Raw genomic sequence first — 17,214 nt, forward strand, 5'->3', positions numbered from 1 at the left:
CCAGCACCAATCACCGCGGAGAACCTGTGACAACCCAGACGCTTCCTGTCGAAAAGGACGCGGCGGCACGCGCGCCCGGCCAGACTGCGGTCGACGATCCGCACCCGCCAGCCACCGGCGCATCGTCCGTACCCATCCCGACGTTGGTCACGGTCACCCCGTCCACTGCCAGACGGCGCGGTGTGCCCCGGTGGCTCCGGCGGCCGGTAGGCCCGCTGCTTCTGCTGCTGTTGTGGCAGATCGCGAGTTGGAGCGGCAGTACATCCACCGAACTGCTCGCTTCCCCATGGACAGTGGCTACCACTTTCGGCGATCTCGTCAGCAACGGCGATCTTCCAGAAGCTATCGGAGTATCACTGCAACGGGTCGGCAGCGGCCTGCTGCTCGGCGGGTCCGTCGGGATCTCTCTGGCGCTGATAGCCGGATTGTTCCGGCTCGGTGAGGATCTCATCGACGCGTCGGTTCAGATGATCCGGACAGTGCCGTTCATCGGTCTTATCCCGCTGTTCATCATCTGGTTCGGCATCGGCGAGACGCCGAAGATCGCTCTGATCGCCTTCGGTGTCACCTTCCCGCTCTACCTCAACACCTACGCCGGCATCCGCAACGTCGACTCCAACCTGGTCGAGGCCGCGCGCACGGTCGGACTGGGCAAGTGGGGCCTGATCCGACACGTCATCCTGCCGGGTGCGCTGCCCAACGTCCTGGTCGGCATGCGCTTCTCCCTGGCCATCGCGTGGCTGGCACTCGTCTTCGCCGAGCAGGTCAACGCCAACCAAGGCCTCGGCCAGCTCATGAACGACGCCCAGGAGTTCCAGCGGACCGACATCATGGTGGTCTGCCTCGTGGTCTACGCCTTCCTCGGGCTCACTGTCGACGCCTTCGTCCGACTTCTCGAAAGGGTGCTGCTGTCGTGGCGACCAGCCTTCAGCGGAGCATGAGCACGCTGCTTGCTCCCGCTCCCGCTCCGCGCACGACAGCACCGGAGGGCACCCCGCTCGCGGTGGGAGTCCGCAACCTGCGACGCGCCTTCGGTGCCAACACCGTCATCGAAAGCCTCGACCTGGATGTGCCGGCCGGACAGTTCGTCGCGCTGCTCGGCGCGAGTGGCTGCGGGAAGAGCACGCTGCTACGCATCCTCGCCGACCTCGACACCGAGATCAGCGGAGATGTCCGGGTGGCGTCCCGGCGGGCCGTGGCGTTCCAGGCACCGCGCCTGCTGCCCTGGAAACGTGTCTGGCGCAACGTCATCCTCGGCCTGCCCGGCCGACCGGACAAGGCCCGCGCGGTCGCTGCGCTGGAAGAAGTGGGCCTGGCCCACCGCGCCGACGCCTGGCCCAAGACGCTGTCCGGCGGCGAGGCACAGCGGGCGTCGCTGGCCCGGGCTTTGGTGCGCGACCCCGAACTGATGCTGCTGGACGAGCCGTTCGGCGCCCTTGACGCCCTCACCCGGATCAAGGTTCAGAGCCTTGTGGAACTGCTCTGGCAGCGCCACAACCCGGCGATTCTGCTGGTCACGCACGATGTCGAGGAAGCGCTCCTGCTGGCCGACCGTGCAATGATCATGAAAAACGGGGTGATCGCGCACAGCGTTGACGTGGCCCTGCCCAGACCCCGAAGCGTCACCGACCCGGCCTTCGTCGAACTACGGGCCGAGCTGCTCGCCTGGCTCGGGGTCACACATGACCCGCATCGGGGCACGAACGAGTCATGACCGCCGAACGCGCACCCGGATTCAGCCCACCCGGATTCAGCGATGTGGATCCCTTCCACCGCCGGCTCCACCAGATCACTCAGGCGAACCTGAGCCCGGACACTGCACAGACCGGCGGAATGCTCCGGTTCTCGGCGATCAGCGGCAAGACCGTCGGCTCGTCCACACTGTGGATGGGGCAGGTCCACGTGGCCCCGGCGACCGCGTCCGGCGACCACCACCACGGCGACTCCGAAACGGCGATCTACGTGGTGAGCGGCCACCCACAGTTCGTCTTCCTGGACCAGAACGTCGATGGGGAGCAGGGTCCGGGTGCGGGACGGGAAGTTCGCGTGCGGACCTCACCCGGCGACTTCATCTTCGTGCCGCCGTGGATCCCCCATCGCGAGGAAAACCCCGACCCCGACATCGAGGCCGTCGTCGTGATCGCTCGAAGCACCCAGGAAGCGATCGTGGTCAACCTCGCGGGCCTGGCGTGGGCCGGACCGGTCCTGACCAACGGCTCGGACGTCGACGGTTGTTCGTAGACCCCTCGCCGCTCGGATCCAGCTCGTATCCAGCCCGCATCCGCCCGCATACCCATCCCAGGCTCGCAAGGAGTTCCACGATGCCCATCGAGTTCATCGGACTCATCTCCACCAGGGAAGGGTCAGAGACACACCAGACGTCAGGACCGGTCGTCGACCGCGACTACGTCCGCCGGTCCGCGCGAGCGCACGAGGACGCTGGCTTCGACAAGGTGCTCATCGGCTACGGTTCCAGTTCACCTGACAACATCCAGGTCGCTGCCTACGCGGCCGCCAACACCGAACGGCTGGGTTATCTGATCGCGCACCGGCCGGGCGTGGTCTTCCCAACGGTGGCGGCACGCTACTTCGCCACCCTCGACCACTTTTCCACGGGCAGGGTCGCCGTCCACATCATCACCGGTGGCAACGATGCTGAGCAACGGCGTGACGGCGACTACCTGACCAAGGACGAACGCTACGACCGTACCGACGAGTACCTCGACATCGTCAGAAGGGCCTGGACGTCGACCGAACCGTTCAGCCATGACGGCCGGTACTACAAGTTGGACGACCACCTGGCCACCGTGCGGCCAGTCCAGCAGCCGCACATCCCGATCTACTTCGGCGGGTCGTCACCTGCGGCCTACCGGGTCGGTGGCAGGCAGGCGAACGTGTTCGCGCTGTGGGGCGAACCGTTGGCCGAGACCGCCGAGCAGATCGCCGCGGTCAACCAGGCCGCGGCGAACGCTGGTCGCCCCCAGCCCGGGATAAGCGTGTCGTTCCGGCCGATCCTCGGCCCGACCGAGGAGCTGGCCTGGGAACGGGCCCACCACATCCTGACGACCACGCGTGCCGGCATCGACGCGCCCAACAGCATCTTCCGTCAGTTCCGCGCGCGCTACAGCCCCGATGTGGCGCCGCAGAACGTCGGGTCACAGCGGTTGCTCGCCGCGGCTGCCGCCGGCGAACTGCACGACCGGGCACTGTGGACGCCGCTCGCCGCTGTCACCGGCGCCGCTGGCAACTCGACCGCTCTGGTCGGAACGCCCGACACCGTCGCGCAGGCGCTGCTCGACTACGTCGACATCGGCGTGACGACCCTGTTGATCCGTGGCTACGACCCGTACAACGACTCCATTGACTACGGCCGCCACCTCATCCCGCTCGTCCACGAGGAGGTCGCCCGGCGTGAGCGCGGTGAAGCCGCGAACCGCACCGCGATCGAGCCGGTACCCGCGGCACTCGTGGCAAACGGCGCCACGGCGAACGCGAGCTGAAAGGAAACACGACTATCAGCCAATTCGAGGGCAAAGTAGCCATCGTCACCGGTGGAGCCCGTGGCCAGGGAGCGGCTGAAGCACGTGCGTTCGCGGCGGCCGGCGCTGCGGTGATGATCGGCGACATCCTCGACGACGAGGGACAGCGCCTGGCCGCCGAGATCGGCGGCCAGGCCAGCTATCACCATCTGGATGTCACCGACGAGTCTGCATGGATCGGCGTGATGGCCGAGTGCGAACGGCGATTCGGCCGGCTCGACGTCCTGGTGAACAACGCGGGCATCGTCTCGTTCAACCGGATAGCCGACACCTCACTCGAGGAATTTCAACGTGTCGTTGGAACAAATCTCACCGGGGCCTTCCTCGGTATCAAGTCGGTCTGCGGGCTCATGGGGCGGTCCGGCGGCGGCGCGATCGTGAACATCTCGTCGATCAACGGAATACGTGCCGGTGGCCGAACGCATGCCTACACTTCCAGCAAATGGGGCCTTCGAGGCCTGACGAAAGCAGCCGCGGTCGATCTCGCGGATCAGAACATCCGGGTGAACGCCATCCTGCCCGGTGTGATCGACACTGCGATGGTGCATGGCGGGGACGCCACCACAAGCGAGGTCGAGGCACGATGGCTGCCCAATCTGCTCGTCAAAAGGTTGGGGTCCGTCGAGGACATCGCGCAGGCCGTTCTCTTCCTTGCCGGCGACGGGGCAGGTTTCATCACCGGAGCCGACCTGGTCGTCGACGGCGGCTGGACCGTTCCGGTACGACCCGGCGAAGGCTGACCGCACGATTGTCCGGCTTCCTTCGGCGAAGCCGCGCGATGACGGGACATGTGATGGACATCGGATTACAGGATCGCGGGGCGCTCGTGGTGGGCGCCTCTGGATCAATCGGCCGGGCGATCGTCGTATCGCTACTGGCCGAAGGAGCCGCGGTTATCGCGGGCGGGCGGTCGCGGGACCGGGTCGAACGCGCACTGGGGCCGAACGCCTCGGCCCTACGGGGCGTGGTCGAGTTGGATCTCACCGATGACCGTTCCATCGAGAAGGGGGTCCAGGCTGCAGAGGAGATCCTCGCCGGCGGGGTCGAGGTACTCGTTTCCACCGTCGCGGGAGAATCCCCGTACGGACCGGTCTGGGAGACCGAGCGGTCATCGTGGAGTGACACCGTCGCGCTGAAACTCGCCGGGGTGTCGAAACTGTCCACAGAAGTTGCGCAACGGATGGTCGCACGACGGGATGGCGTCATCGTCAACCTGATCGGTGTCGCATCCGATGTCGTGGTCCTGAACAACCCCGTGGGCAGTGCCACGAACGCGGCGCTGAAACAGCTCACCCGGACCCTCGCCGGCGAACTGGCACCGTGGGGGGTGCGGGTCGTCGGAATCAGTCCCGGCATGACGGCCGGACCACGGGTCGACCGTTTCGGCGGAGCCGACCTGGAAAAGATACTGGCCAGCCTGCCGATGCGGCGGATCGGACAGCCCGAGGAAATGGCATCAGTCGTCACTTTCGTAGCCTCGCGCGCGGCAAGCTACCTGACCGGGGAGGTCATCGCCGTCGACGGCGGGATGACCCTTGTCGGCATGCGCGGCGCGTCCACGAATTTCGCCGTCGATTCCGGAGAACGCGCGTGAAGGCACTGTCCGAGACCGCCGTCAGCATTCTTGGGCCGCTGTCATGAGCGACCACGATGCAGCCCTGAGACAACTGGTCGACCGGGATTCCATCAAGACCGTCATCGCGGATTACGGCCTCTATTACGACTCCGGTGACTTCGAGTCGTTCACCTCGCTGTTCACCGCGGACGCGACGTACGACATCACACCCGATCCGGGATTGTTCCCCGTCCCGGTGACCGGCCGGGACGCGATCGTCGGGGCCATGGCGGAGCGATGGAATATCACCGCCGATACATCGGGTTCGTCGCCACGGCACATGTCGACGAACATCTCAATTCGAGAGTTGACGCACTCCGCGGCACACGTGTTCTCATTCCTGTTGGTCTGCTTCGTTCATCCCGACGGCAACTGCGAGATACGCCGTAGCGGAACGTACGTCGACCGGTTTCGCAAGGAAGAAGCCGGGTGGCTATTCACCTCTCGTCACCTGCATCTGTTCAACGTACCGGATCGGGGTGTGATAACCGGGAGTCCACCGGCCTGTTCGCGCCCGAGCGGCGCTGATTGAACCTGCCGGCACCTCGCTTCATCGCTCCCCGCACGCTGCTCCCCGCACGCCGCTTCGCGCCGCACGGGTACCCCGGCTCCGTCAGCCCCCGCCGGACCGCCCGGATCGGCTTCGCCGATCCGGGCCGGAAGCCCGACTTCCAGCACCTACCACTTAGCGGAGCTAACAAGGTACCTTGACCTGATGGACAGTGCCACCGAAGCTCAACTCGCGTCGGTCCTCCGCCTGTCCGTGATGCGTCTGTCGCGTCGGTTGCGTCAGGAGCGCTCGAACACACTGACCCCCACGCAGATCGCCGCTCTTGCGACGCTGAAGCGACATGGCTCGATGACCCTTGGTGAGCTTGCAGCGCACGAACGGGTGCAGCCGCCGTCGATGACCCGGGTGGTCGCCCATCTCGCCGATGCCGGCCTGGTCGCTCGAAGCGCGCATCCGACCGACGGCCGCCAGGTCATCGCCGGGATCACCGCGGCCGGCCTCAACCTGCTTGAAGCCGACCATCGGCGCCACGACGAGTGGCTTGCCGAGCGGCTCGCGTCGCTGAGCCCGGACGAACTGGCCGCCCTCGAGCGGGCCGCACCCATCCTTGACACCCTGGCCGGTTCGTGATGGCCGCGCAGCATGGGACCCCTGCACGGCTGGGGCCGGGCCGGCCTACAGCTCCACCCAGCCGCCGCCGGCATGGGAGGCGTCGGCGGCAGCGAGCAGCCGGGCGATCGTCAGAAGATCGTGGAAGGTCGCGCCACGCACCAGACCGGAGTCGTTGAGCTCCGTGACCCGCACGACGTCATAGGTCGCCTCGACCAGACCGGGACGCGCGCCCGGCACATCGCGCATCAGCAGATCCCGGGTGCCGTCCGCGTCCTGGCGTAGAACACGACGGCCCTGCACGACCATCCGCCCTGCTGTGCCGCAGATCGTGATCGTGGCGGCGTCCAGCCGGCCGTCTGGTCGTTCGTTGACCAGCACCGTGGCGCCGCTGGACGACAGCAGCGCCAGCGTGACAGGCGCGTCATCGGTGAGGCTCGCGGCGGGCATGGCGGGCGGGTGGGCACATACGGCGATCACGTCTCCACACCACCGCACGACCAGGTCCATGATCTCGGCTCGACCGGACAACCCGGCCGGGGCAGCGAACACGGTCACCTGGGTGATGCGGCCGAGGGAGGATGCTGACGCCTGCACGTGCCAGGCGGCCGGCCAGGCACGCCCGTTCATGGCGACGACGTGTGCGAGATCAGATTCCTCGGCGAGATCGGCAACGGCCCGCAACGCCTCGGGGTCAGCGGTCATCGGCCGCGACAGCAGGACGTGCAGCCCCGCTTCAACAGCTCGTCGGGCGATCACGTCGGACCCGGGCGGCATCATCTCGATGCACACACACTCGATCTCGTCCGACAGCATCGCGACCAGATCGGCGTAGGCCCTGGGTGCCTCGGCCTCCGCGGCCCAGGCCAGCGATTCCAGCGGCTCGGGCGCAAGGAGGCCCACGACATCCACACCCGCGTCGCGCAGGACCGACGCGGTCGTGCGGTCGCTGCCATCGGTCACCAGAACCATCGCACCGGGAAGATCGGGCTGGTGCCGCCGGGCGTCGCGGCGGCGCTCACGCCATTCGCGCGCGCCTGCCGGGTCGCGTGAGGCCACCAGCTCGGGAACCGTTGTCACCCCCCGATAGTGCCCGCCACCGCGGCGGCCTGGAGCGTAATTCGTAACTACTCCGTCTCAAACTCTCCACGCGGAGAAGTAAAAGAGTTTTAGTAAAATGATTTTTATCATTTTACTCTTCGTGGTAAGCATGACAAGGGCTGACCTGGTGGATATTGATCGATACGATCGAAGATCCATCGGATAGACACTAGGTGTGGCTCGACTGTTCGTGGCTCTGATTCCACCGGCTGGTGTCGTCGATCCGCTCCTCGCTGCCGTCAGACGGCTGCGGACCGAACATCGACAGCTGGCGGCGGAGGTGCGTTGGGCTCCGCCCGAAAGCTGGCACATCACGCTCGCCTTCCTCGGCGAGGTCCCGGCCGCCGTGCTTCCTGATCTCACCGGACGGCTCGCCTGCGTTGCCCGCAGCCACCCGCCGCCATCGGTGACGATTGCCGGTGGCGGGCGTTTCGGATCACGGGTCCTGTTCGCCGATGTCGACGGGGCACCACTGGCACCGCTGGCCGCGGCTGTGGCGCGGGAAGCCAAGCTGGCCGGCGCCGTCGGCCTCGACGACACGCGGGCCTGGCGTGGTCATCTGACCCTCGCGACCGTCGCACGATCGCATCCGGGACGCAGGCATGGCGCATCACGATCCGCTGAGCCCCCGGATGCGCCAGGGCCGGATCTGCGACCGATGGTGGCGGCACTTGCCAACGTCTCCTGTCGACCCTGGACGGCCGAGATGTTGATCCTGCTGCAGAACGGTCCGGATCCCGGCCGGCGCTATGAGACAGCGGCCAGCTGGCCGCTGTCCGGTCGCCCGGGTCCCCTTCCTGATGTTGACGACGGTGACCTCCGCGGTATCTGAAAATCGTGCACACCGGCCAGTAGAACAATTTTTCCTCGATATTCACATGTATTCAACAATTATCGGTCGTTGATGTGCCCAGGTGCGCCCGCCGTCGCCGTCCCGACCGCACAAGGCCACGCGTACAACGCCAGCCGTACAACGCCAGCCGTACAACGCCAGCCGTACAACCCCGGCCGTACAACCCCGGACTTGCCACCCGGGCAGCCGGTACGGCGACGGCGACGGCAGGCGTTGTTCACGGAAAACCCTCCCTTCATTCGCAGGCGGTATGCCCGCATGTCTCCCGTCACCCGAACCACTAAAATCCCTCACTAAACGTGCCATGTCATGGACGCGGAGCATTGACACCGAACGGTATGTAACGGGTGTCGCAGGACACGCCGGGCGGACGGTACCGATCGCGGGCGTGTGATGGCGCGAACCGCGAGACTTGGGGGCAACCGTTGCCTACCGCCGAACCGGCCCAAGCAGTCCGGACCCGGACGCCACAGCCAAGGCGCACGCACACCGATGTGATCGCTACAGCGAGAGGAGCCCGGCGTGTCCGAGCAGGTCAGTACCCTGACCGTCACCGATAACCGCACCGGTCAGACCTATGAGATCCCGATCGCCGATGGCGCGATCCGTGCCACCGCCCTGCGGTCGATAAAGGTTGACGAAGGCGACTTCGGTCTGATGACCTACGATCCCGCTTTCACCAACACGGCGAGCTGTCGCAGTGCCATCACCTTCATCGACGGAGATGCCGGCATCCTGCGCTACCGTGGATTTCCGATCACGGAGCTGGCGGAGCGGAGCAGCTTCCTCGAGGTCGCCTACCTGCTGCTCGCCGGTGAGCTGCCGACAGGCACGGAGCTGGCGGTGTGGGAGGACGAAATCACCCACCACACCCTCGTCCACGAGTCGATCAAGAAGTTCATCGACGGCTTCCACCACGACGCGCACCCGATGGGCATGCTGTTGTCGACCGTCGGCGCCCTGTCGACGTTCTACCCGGACGCGAAGGAAATAACGGATCCGGGCCTGCGACGCCTGCAGATCGTGCGCCTGATCGCGAAAATCACGACCTTGGCCGCGTTCTCCTACCGGCACTCGATCGGGCTGCCCTACGTCTACCCGGACAACGACCTGTCGTACGCGGGCAACTTCCTGAACATGATGTGGAAGGCCACCGAGCTCAAATACGAGCCGGACGCGAACCTCGAACACGCGCTCGACGTTCTGTTCATCCTGCACGCCGACCACGAGCAGAACTGTTCGGCGAACGCGATGCGCGCGGTCGGCAGCTCCCAGGCCGACCCCTTCTCCGCGACCGCGGCCGCGATCTCCGCACTGTACGGCCCGTTGCACGGTGGCGCCAACGAGCAGGTACTGCGGATGCTCACCGACATCGGTTCGGTGGAGAACATTCCCGCCTTCATCGCGAAGGTGAAGGACGGCAAGAAGAAGCTGATGGGCTTCGGGCACCGGATATACAAGAACTACGATCCACGCGCCCGGATGATCCGGCAGGTGGCCGACGAGGTGTTCAAGGTCACCGGAACGAACCCGCTACTCGACCTGGCCATGGAACTGGAACGGATCGCGCTCGAGGACGAGTACTTCATCAAGCGCAAGCTGTACCCCAACGTCGACTTCTACACCGGCATCATCTACCAGGCCATGGGCTTCCCGGTCGAGATGTTCCCGGTGCTGTTCGCGATCGGACGGATGCCCGGCTGGCTCGCCCAGTGGGAGGAAGGTCTACTCGACCCCGAGCAGAAGATCGCCCGGCCACGCCAGCTCTACGTCGGCTACGACGAGCGTCCGTACACGTTGATCGAAAATCGCTCCCCCGACATCGGCGGCGAATCCGACGCGATCGCAGCCCTCGCGGCCCAGGCCGCTCCGACGCGTCCGCGCCGATAGCCCTGCCCTGCCCTGCCCTGCCCGAAGGTGACCAGCCCGTCCAGCCCGCTCAACCCGCCGGATGTCTGGTAGATCCGCTACTTGAAGATCTACCAGACATGAGCCACGGCGGTGATTTTTCGAGGTTCGTGCGATTAAGAGCCCGTTACGGATCGAACCGGTTACAGCCGTTCGACCACGTAGTCGACGGCGCCGGTCAGCGCCTGGATATCGGCCGGCTCAACTGCCGGGAAGCAAGCGACCCGCAGCTGATTGCGGCCGAGCTTGCGATACGGCTCGACGTCCACGATGCCGTTCGCGCGCAGCGTGCTCGCGACGACCGCCGCATCCACGCCGTCGAAGTCGATGGTGACCACGACCTGTGAACGCTGTGCCGGATCGGTGACGAACGGTGTCGCGTAGGGCACCTTGTCCGCCCAGGTGTAGAGAATGGACGACGACTCCGCCGTCCGCCGCACACACCAGTCCAGGCCGCCGCGGGCGAGCATCCACTCGACCTGGTCGGCGAACAGGAACAGGGTGGCCACCGCCGGGGTGTTGTAGGTCTGGTCCTTGGAGCTGTTGTCCCGGGCGGTCGTGAGGTCCAGGAACGGCGGGATCCACCGATCGGACGCGGCGATCTCGGCCAACCGCTCGATCGCGGCCGGTGAGAGCAGCGCCACCCACAAGCCGCCGTCAGAGGCGAAGCTCTTCTGTGGTGCGAAGTAGTAGGCGTCGACCTCGCGGATGTCGACGGGTAGCCCGCCCGCGCCGGAGGTCGCGTCGACCAGGTGCAGCGCACCCGCGTCCGCCCCGACCGGCCGGCGGACCGGCTTCGCCGCGCCCGTGGACGTCTCGTTGTGCGGGGTGGCGTACACGTCGATGCCCGGCTCGGGTGCCCAGTCGGGATGGCTGCCGGGCACCGAGGTGATGATCGACGGCTCGGCCAGGAACGGCGCGCCCTTAGCGGTGTCGGCGAACTTTCCGCCGAACTCCCCGAACACCAGATGCTGCGAGCGTTCCCGCACCAGGTTGAACGCGGCCGCATCCCAGAAGGCAGTGGAGCCGCCGACGCCGAGCACCACCTCGTAGCCGTCGGGCAGCGAGAACAGGTCGGCGAGACCCGCGCGGACGCGTCCGACCAGGTTGCGCACGGGCTGCTGCCGGTGCGAGGTCCCGAGTAGGGACGTTCCGGTCGCGGCGAGCTGTGCGACCGCCTCGGGGCGGACCTTGGACGGGCCACAACCGAAACGCCCGTCAACGGGACGCAGATGCCCGGGGATGACGATGCCGTCAGGCATGGACGTCACCCAGCGGTCGCGGCGCCGGACCGATGTAGCGCGCGGACGGGCGGATGAGGCGTCCGGTGCGCTTCTGCTCCAGGATGTGGGCGCTCCAACCGGCGGTACGGGCACAGGTGAACATGGACGTGAACATGTGCGGCGGTACCTGCGCGTAGTCCAGCACGACGGCGGACCAGAACTCGACGTTCGTCCGCAGCGGGCGGTCCGGGTACCGGTTCGTGAGCTCCTCGATGGCCGCGGCTTCCAGCGCCTCGGCCACCTCGTAACGGTGTGAACCAAGGTCGCGGGCCGTCCGCCGTAGCACCCGGGCGCGTGGATCCTCCGCGCGGTATACCCGGTGACCGAAACCCATCAGCCGCTCCTTGCGGTCAAGCGCGCGACGTACGTAACCGACCGGGTCGCCGGTGCGCTCGACATCGTCCAGCATCGCGAGCACCCGGGACGGCGCCCCGCCATGCAGCGGACCGGACAGCGCCCCGACCGCCGAGGACAGTGCGGCCGCCGCGTCCGCGCCGGTGGAGGCCACCACCCGGGCGGTGAACGTGGACGCGTTCATGCCGTGCTCGGCTGCTGATACCCAGTAGGCATCCACTGCCTGGACATGCTTGGGATCCGGCTCTCCCCGCCAGCGGATCATGAAACGCTCAGTAATCGTGCGGGCCTTGTCGACTTCCTTCTGCGAGACGGCGGGCAGACCGAGACCGCGTGCCGCCTGCGCGACGAAGGACAACGCCACCACCGACGCCCGCGCCAGGTTGTCCCGGGCTTCGGCATCGGAGATATCGATGAGCTGGCCGAAACCCCAGTAGGGGGTGAGCGTGGCAAGCGCGCTCTGCACATCCACTCGGATGTCGCCCGAGTGCACCGGCAACGGGAAGGGCTCCGCCGGCGGCAGGCCGGGCTCGAACGAGGAGTCGACGAGCAACCCCCACACGTGGCCGTAGTCGACCTTGCCGACGAGGTCCTCGATGTCGACGCCGCGATACCGCAGCGCGTTACCTTCCCTGTCCGGCTCCGCGATCTCGGTCTCGAAGGCGATCACGCCTTCCAGGCCGGGCTTGAAGTCGCTTGTCCTGTCGGCCATCGAAGTCCGGGCTCCGCTTCCTGTCCCCGGCCGGTGCCGTTGGCGGTACGCCGGGCCACTCCCGAGCACCGAACGCCAGCCGTAACTGATACATCGTCATACCCAATTGCCTGTCTGCATCCTGCCCTGTTGTCGGGGGTAGTGCCACATTCGCGCAGGACAACCCCAGGCCAACCGCAGACCCGGCACCGGACCGGCACCGGGCCGGTAGCCGCCGGCACCGGTGAACCCTACCCACCGGACGGACGTTCCCGGCGCCACGCCACCTGGCGCCATCCGCTCGGTGTGTCACAGCTCACAACTGTCTGCTGCGGTTCCGCGGTCGGATGCCGCTTCCCAGGTTCCCGGGTTCCCGGGTTCCCGGCTTGGCCGAGTGCCAGGATCGATCAGGTGCCAGGATCGGTCAGGTGTCGCAGCACCCGAACCGCGCTCAGCCACAGACCGTCCCGGACCCGGCGACCCAGCGGCGCGATTACGCCACCGGCGGGTTGTCCGAGTCCGATCTCGCCCCTACCTGGCTGAGTCAGTTCGCGCGCTGGTTCACCGAGGCGTCCGCCGCGGGCGCCGCACCGGGATCGGCGCTGGCCGAACCGAACGCGATGGTGTTCGCCACGGCGGACGCACGCGGCCGGCCCAGTGCCCGCATCGTCCTGCTCAAAGCGTTCGACGAACGCGGTTTCACGCTGTTCACCAACTACACATCCCGCAAGGGCCGCGACGCGGCGACGAACCCCTACGGCTCGCTGGTCTTTCCCTGGCATGCGCTGGGACGCCAGATCGTCGTCGCCGGCACGCTCGAACGGGTGTCGACCGAGGAGACGGCGGCCTATTTCCGCACCCGCCCGCGCGGGTCCCGGCTCGCGGCGTGGGTGAGCCACCAGTCCGAAACGATCAATTCCCGGGATGTGCTTGAACGACGTCGGGCGGAGCTCGCCGCCCGCTGGCCCGAACCCGAGCCGATCCCGGTACCCCCGTTCTGGGGCGGGCTACGGCTCGTCCCGGACAGCGTCGAGTTCTGGGCGGGCCGCCACGACCGGCTCCACGACCGGCTCCGCTTCCGCCGGACCGACGCGGGCGAGGCGTGTCGCTCTGCTCGCGATGAGCACTGGGTGATCGAACGCCTGGCACCGTGAAGAAGCCCGACACCGTGGTCGGCACCGGCGGGCCCGCCGGGCCGACCGCCGGGCACCCGGCGGGGGTGTCCGAACACGTGACGTCCCGAGGCCGGGCACCGGGGCTCGGCCGGCGGATCGCCGGCACCGTGCTGACCGACATCGGACCGCTGCGGGCCTACCCGGCCTACCGGCGGATGTGGGCAGGCGAGACCGTCTCCGCGGTCGGCTCAATGATCACTACCACCGCGGTACCGCTACAGGTCTACGACATCACCAGGTCCTCATTCGTGGTCGGACTGACCGGCCTGGTCGCGCTGGTCCCGCTGGTCGTCTTCGGGATGTTCGGCGGAGCGATCTCGGACGCCGTCGACCGACGGCGGCTTGCGCTGGTCACTTCCTGCGGGCTGGCCGCGGTGTCGGTCGGGCTGTTCGTTCTCGCGCTCGTCGACCTGCATACGGTCTGGCCGCTGTTCGCCCTCGTGGCCGCCCAGTCCGCGCTGATATCCGTCGACCAACCGGCCCGGCGGTCGATGATGCCGAACCTCGTGCCACTGCGGGAGCTTCCGGCAGCCACGGCGCTGCAGCAGATCGGCTGGAACACCGCCCTGACCGCCGGTCCGCTGCTAGCCGGGGTGGCGGTCGCGGCGTCGGGCTACACCCTTGCCTACGGGATGGACGTCGTGACCTTCGGTGCCGCGCTCTACGCGCTTGCGCGGCTGCCGTCGATGCCGCCGACGGGCGGCGGCACCCGGGCCGACGTCGCGAGCGTCGTCGACGGACTACGCTTCCTACGCGGCCAACCGGTAGTGCTCATGACATTCGCCATAGATATTGTCGCGATGGTGTTCGGAATGCCGCGGGCGCTGTTCCCCGAGCTCGCCAGAACACAGTTCGACGGCGGGACGCAGACCGCCGGGCTGCTCTACGCCGCGGTCGCCGCGGGCGCGCTGGCCGGGGCGGTGGTCGGCGGCTGGTTCGGCCGCATCCGGCGCCACGGGCTGGCTGTGGTCGTCGCAGTGATCATTTGGGGTGCGGCGATCGCCGGATTCGGGCTCGTCCACAACCTCGCCGCCGGTGCGCTGCTACTCGCCACCGCCGGCGCCGCCGACATGGTCAGTGCGGTATTCCGGAACTCGATGCTCAACGTCGCCACACCGGACGCGATGCGCGGACGCCTTCAGGGCGTGTTCATCGTGGTCGTCGCGGGCGGCCCGCGCCTGGGGGATCTTGAGGCGGGAACGGCGGCAGTTCTGGTCTCGCCGATGTTCTCGGTGGTCAGCGGCGGGTTGGCATGCGTTGCCGGCGCCGCGTTGCTCGCGGCGGCTGTGCCGTCGTTCGTCCGATATGACTCGCGGGCCGCCGTCGCCGCAGCCGAGAGCCGCGAGGTGATGGCGGACCCGAGTGAGCGTCCGCACTTACCAACGCTGAGTGACCAACGCCGAGTGACGATCACCGAAAAGCCGGCGGTGGACGAATAAGAGCGCCCGGCAATAGGGTCTTGGATCAAGAAATGGGGCTGGGGTGCGTAGATCGCGAGACGGCGGAGGGAGGCACCGGAGGTGTTGGGTGTCGACCGACGACAACGATGCGAGGTGCGTGCCCCAGCCCCGCGACGCCGCGTCCCTATTGCCGGTCGCTCTAAGCCCTGACCGGTGACTTTTTCAGCTACCAACGATCATATGATTTAACCGACCGAGCCAGGCTGACAAGCTACGAGACCAAAACGTACTCACACGTCGACGGGTCCTGGTTCATTGCATGCCACCCCGCCCGCGAACTCCGAAATGGGCGTTGGTATGGTTCCCCGGAAACGCGGCTGTGACGGTGGCCACAGGCCCTGTATCCAGCCCATCTGACGTCTGAGGGGACACACACAATGCGTTTGGGCAGGACGCGACTGGCTCTGGCCTGCGTAATCGGCTCGATAACCGTCGGGCTGGCCGCGCCTGCGGCCTGGGCGACAAACGACGCCGACGCAGCGAACACCTTGCCCACAGCCACCGCAACTACTGCCGCGCTGGCATCAGCTGCGCCGGCTGCGGTTGCCAGTGGTACGCCGGTCGCGACGGCGCCGGCCGGGCCAGCCGAAAACGCGACGCCCCCGGTACCGCCGCAGGGCAAAGACGTGCTGCCGTCCCAGCCGCCGGTGACCAAGCGGCCCGGGGGCGGATCCCTTCCGTCGGGCCTGCCGTCGCTGCCGGGAATACCGCTGTCCGGCCTGGACAAGCAACTTATCGATCTCGCGCCCTGGCTGCCGGACGATGTGTCGCTGGACGACCTGGTTCCCCAGCCGCTGGCGCTCAGCTTCACCTGCGGCCCGAAGGGGCCCGTCTGGACGCTCAAGAACACCTCCTCCAAGGCTTACGGCTTTGCGTGGATCGACACCGACGTCAACTACAACTTCGGTGAGATCGGGGCCGGCAAGACCGTCTCCCTGGACACGTCGGCTGACGTCGTGATCGCGGGCGCATTCGACCTGAAGAACGAAGAGGTCGTGCTCGCGATCCCGGCCTTCGCCATCGCGGACTGCCCGACCACCACCACGGCATCCCCCACCGCGACCAAGACAAGCGGCGCGGGTAGTGGCGGGACCGTGCCGGTGTCGACGACGATCGCGCCGGTCGCGGCCCCGGCAACGGCTATCGTCACCGACAAGGTTCACTTCACGGGATGATCTCCTCAGCTCTGATCGGACGCCGTCGCCCCGTATCCGGGCCGGCGGCGTCCGCCATATCGATTTCCACCGACCGTCTCCCGGCTGACCGCCGACCGACCCGCCGGCGCATGAAGATCGCGCTGCTCGTCGTCGGTGGCATGGTTGCTTTCACGGGCTGCGGTGGTGGGGGTTCAAAAGCCCAGCCCCAGGCATCCGCGACCGCCATTCCGGATCCGGTGCGTAGCCAGCTCGCGGCCGTGACCGCCGTCAACGCCGACGGGATGAACACGATCGTGACTGCGGCCGGCGCCGTGGTGGACATCTACAAGAGCCCCACGGCGAAAACCGCGTCCTCCCAACTACACAGCCCGAACCCGGCAGGCGCTCCGCGGGTGTTCCTGGTGGTGGCCAAACTCCCGAACTGGTGGCACGTCCTGCTGCCGGTGGAGCCCAACGGCAGCACCGGTTGGGTGAAGGCGTCCCAGGTGAAGGCCAGCCTGACGGGCTACCACATCGTGGTAGCCCGCAAGGATCACCGCCTGCGGGTCTACGACAAGACCACGATCGTCGTGGACGAGCCCATCGCCGTGGGCACAACCGACACCCCGACGCCCGGTGGCCACTTCTACGTGACCGAGTTGCTCCAGCCACGCAACCCGGCCGGCGCCTACGGTCCGTACGCCTTCGGGCTCAGCGGGTTCTCCACCACCCTCGACTCCTTCGACGGGGAGGACCCGGTGATCGGCATCCACGGAACAAACCAGCCCAACCTGGTCGGGCAGGATGTCAGCCACGGCTGCATCCGGGTTCGCAACGATGTCATCACCAGGCTCGCGAAAATACTCCCGCTGGGTACCCCGGTGGAAATCGCGGCCTGACCCCCTGCTGACCCCCTACTTCTGGCACCGCTGCCGTGAACGATGTGAATCCAGTGCTGTTCTAGCGACACCGGATTCAC

The 17,214-nt window shown here is 67.2% G+C and carries 17 protein-coding genes; 14 read left to right on the top strand and 3 right to left on the bottom strand.

Features of this window, described 5'->3' with window-relative positions; all coding sequences use genetic code 11:
- Positions 1–26: 26 nt before the first annotated feature.
- The 8 genes from U9978_RS09260 to U9978_RS09295 all read left to right on the top strand — a co-directional run bounded on the left by U9978_RS09260 (position 27) and on the right by U9978_RS09295 (position 6,295).
- Positions 27–941 carry an ABC transporter permease gene (locus tag U9978_RS09260; protein ID WP_322760660.1) on the top strand — a complete coding sequence of 305 codons (915 nt, stop codon included), beginning with the start codon at positions 27–29 and terminating at the stop codon, positions 939–941.
- Entirely contained in the window at positions 914–1,714 is an 801-nt protein-coding gene (locus tag U9978_RS09265) for an ABC transporter ATP-binding protein (RefSeq protein WP_322760661.1), read from the top strand. Before U9978_RS09260 ends, U9978_RS09265 begins: the two co-directional genes overlap by 28 nt.
- Positions 1,711–2,241 (top strand): cupin domain-containing protein, encoded by a 531-nt coding sequence (locus U9978_RS09270; protein WP_322760662.1) that lies wholly within the window; start codon positions 1,711–1,713, stop codon positions 2,239–2,241. The genes U9978_RS09265 and U9978_RS09270 overlap by 4 nt, the downstream gene beginning before the upstream one ends.
- Positions 2,242–2,321: 80 nt before the next feature.
- The gene (locus U9978_RS09275; RefSeq protein WP_322760663.1) at positions 2,322–3,500 is read left to right on the top strand and encodes an LLM class flavin-dependent oxidoreductase; all 1,179 of its coding nucleotides are present in this window, start codon (positions 2,322–2,324) and stop codon (positions 3,498–3,500) included.
- Between the two features lie 14 nt (positions 3,501–3,514).
- On the top strand, positions 3,515–4,279 hold the full coding sequence (locus tag U9978_RS09280) for a glucose 1-dehydrogenase (protein WP_322760717.1): 765 nt from the start codon (positions 3,515–3,517) through the stop codon (positions 4,277–4,279).
- 53 nt (positions 4,280–4,332) lie between these two features.
- Complete coding sequence (locus U9978_RS09285) at positions 4,333–5,133, top strand: SDR family NAD(P)-dependent oxidoreductase (protein WP_322760664.1); 801 nt, start codon at positions 4,333–4,335, stop codon at positions 5,131–5,133.
- Between the two features lie 43 nt (positions 5,134–5,176).
- On the top strand, positions 5,177–5,686 hold the full coding sequence (locus U9978_RS09290; RefSeq protein ID WP_322760665.1) for a nuclear transport factor 2 family protein: 510 nt from the start codon (positions 5,177–5,179) through the stop codon (positions 5,684–5,686).
- A 183-nt stretch (positions 5,687–5,869) separates the two neighbouring features.
- Positions 5,870–6,295: a MarR family transcriptional regulator gene (locus U9978_RS09295; protein ID WP_322760666.1), complete on the top strand. Its 426-nt coding sequence runs from the start codon at positions 5,870–5,872 to the stop codon at positions 6,293–6,295.
- A 45-nt stretch (positions 6,296–6,340) separates the two neighbouring features.
- Here the strand turns inward: U9978_RS09295 and U9978_RS09300 are convergent, their stop codons facing one another.
- Complete coding sequence (locus tag U9978_RS09300) at positions 6,341–7,354, bottom strand: Gfo/Idh/MocA family oxidoreductase (RefSeq protein WP_322760667.1); 1,014 nt, start codon at positions 7,352–7,354, stop codon at positions 6,341–6,343.
- A 211-nt stretch (positions 7,355–7,565) separates the two neighbouring features.
- On the opposite strand from U9978_RS09300, the gene thpR reads away from it, so the two are divergent.
- Positions 7,566–8,207 (top strand): RNA 2',3'-cyclic phosphodiesterase, encoded by a 642-nt coding sequence (gene thpR, locus U9978_RS09305; protein WP_322760668.1) that lies wholly within the window; start codon positions 7,566–7,568, stop codon positions 8,205–8,207.
- A gap of 543 nt (positions 8,208–8,750) precedes the next feature.
- A complete protein-coding gene (locus U9978_RS09310; RefSeq protein WP_322760669.1) occupies positions 8,751–10,118 on the top strand; it encodes a citrate synthase in 1,368 nt (455 codons plus the stop codon).
- A gap of 161 nt (positions 10,119–10,279) precedes the next feature.
- On the opposite strand, the gene serC is transcribed toward U9978_RS09310, so the two are convergent.
- Together serC and U9978_RS09320 are read right to left on the bottom strand one after the other, a co-directional pair.
- On the bottom strand, positions 10,280–11,398 hold the full coding sequence (serC, locus tag U9978_RS09315) for a phosphoserine transaminase (RefSeq protein WP_322760670.1): 1,119 nt from the start codon (positions 11,396–11,398) through the stop codon (positions 10,280–10,282).
- Complete coding sequence (locus U9978_RS09320; RefSeq protein ID WP_322760671.1) at positions 11,391–12,485, bottom strand: citrate synthase 2; 1,095 nt, start codon at positions 12,483–12,485, stop codon at positions 11,391–11,393. The genes serC and U9978_RS09320 overlap by 8 nt, the downstream gene beginning before the upstream one ends.
- A gap of 407 nt (positions 12,486–12,892) precedes the next feature.
- On the opposite strand from U9978_RS09320, the gene pdxH reads away from it, so the two are divergent.
- The 4 genes from pdxH (at position 12,893) to U9978_RS09340 (ending at position 17,134) form a co-directional block, all read left to right on the top strand.
- A complete protein-coding gene (pdxH, locus tag U9978_RS09325; RefSeq protein ID WP_322760672.1) occupies positions 12,893–13,618 on the top strand; it encodes a pyridoxamine 5'-phosphate oxidase in 726 nt (241 codons plus the stop codon).
- Positions 13,615–15,078: an MFS transporter gene (locus U9978_RS09330; RefSeq protein ID WP_322760673.1), complete on the top strand. Its 1,464-nt coding sequence runs from the start codon at positions 13,615–13,617 to the stop codon at positions 15,076–15,078. The genes pdxH and U9978_RS09330 overlap by 4 nt, the downstream gene beginning before the upstream one ends.
- Before the next feature lie 398 nt (positions 15,079–15,476).
- Entirely contained in the window at positions 15,477–16,274 is a 798-nt protein-coding gene (locus tag U9978_RS09335) for a hypothetical protein (RefSeq protein ID WP_322760674.1), read from the top strand.
- Complete coding sequence (locus tag U9978_RS09340) at positions 16,271–17,134, top strand: L,D-transpeptidase (RefSeq protein WP_416210905.1); 864 nt, start codon at positions 16,271–16,273, stop codon at positions 17,132–17,134. Before U9978_RS09335 ends, U9978_RS09340 begins: the two co-directional genes overlap by 4 nt.
- The last annotated feature ends 80 nt before the right edge of the window (positions 17,135–17,214 follow it).

This window comes from Protofrankia sp. Cr2 (assembly GCF_963555885.1).
Taxonomy (GTDB): domain Bacteria; phylum Actinomycetota; class Actinomycetes; order Frankiales; family Frankiaceae; genus Protofrankia.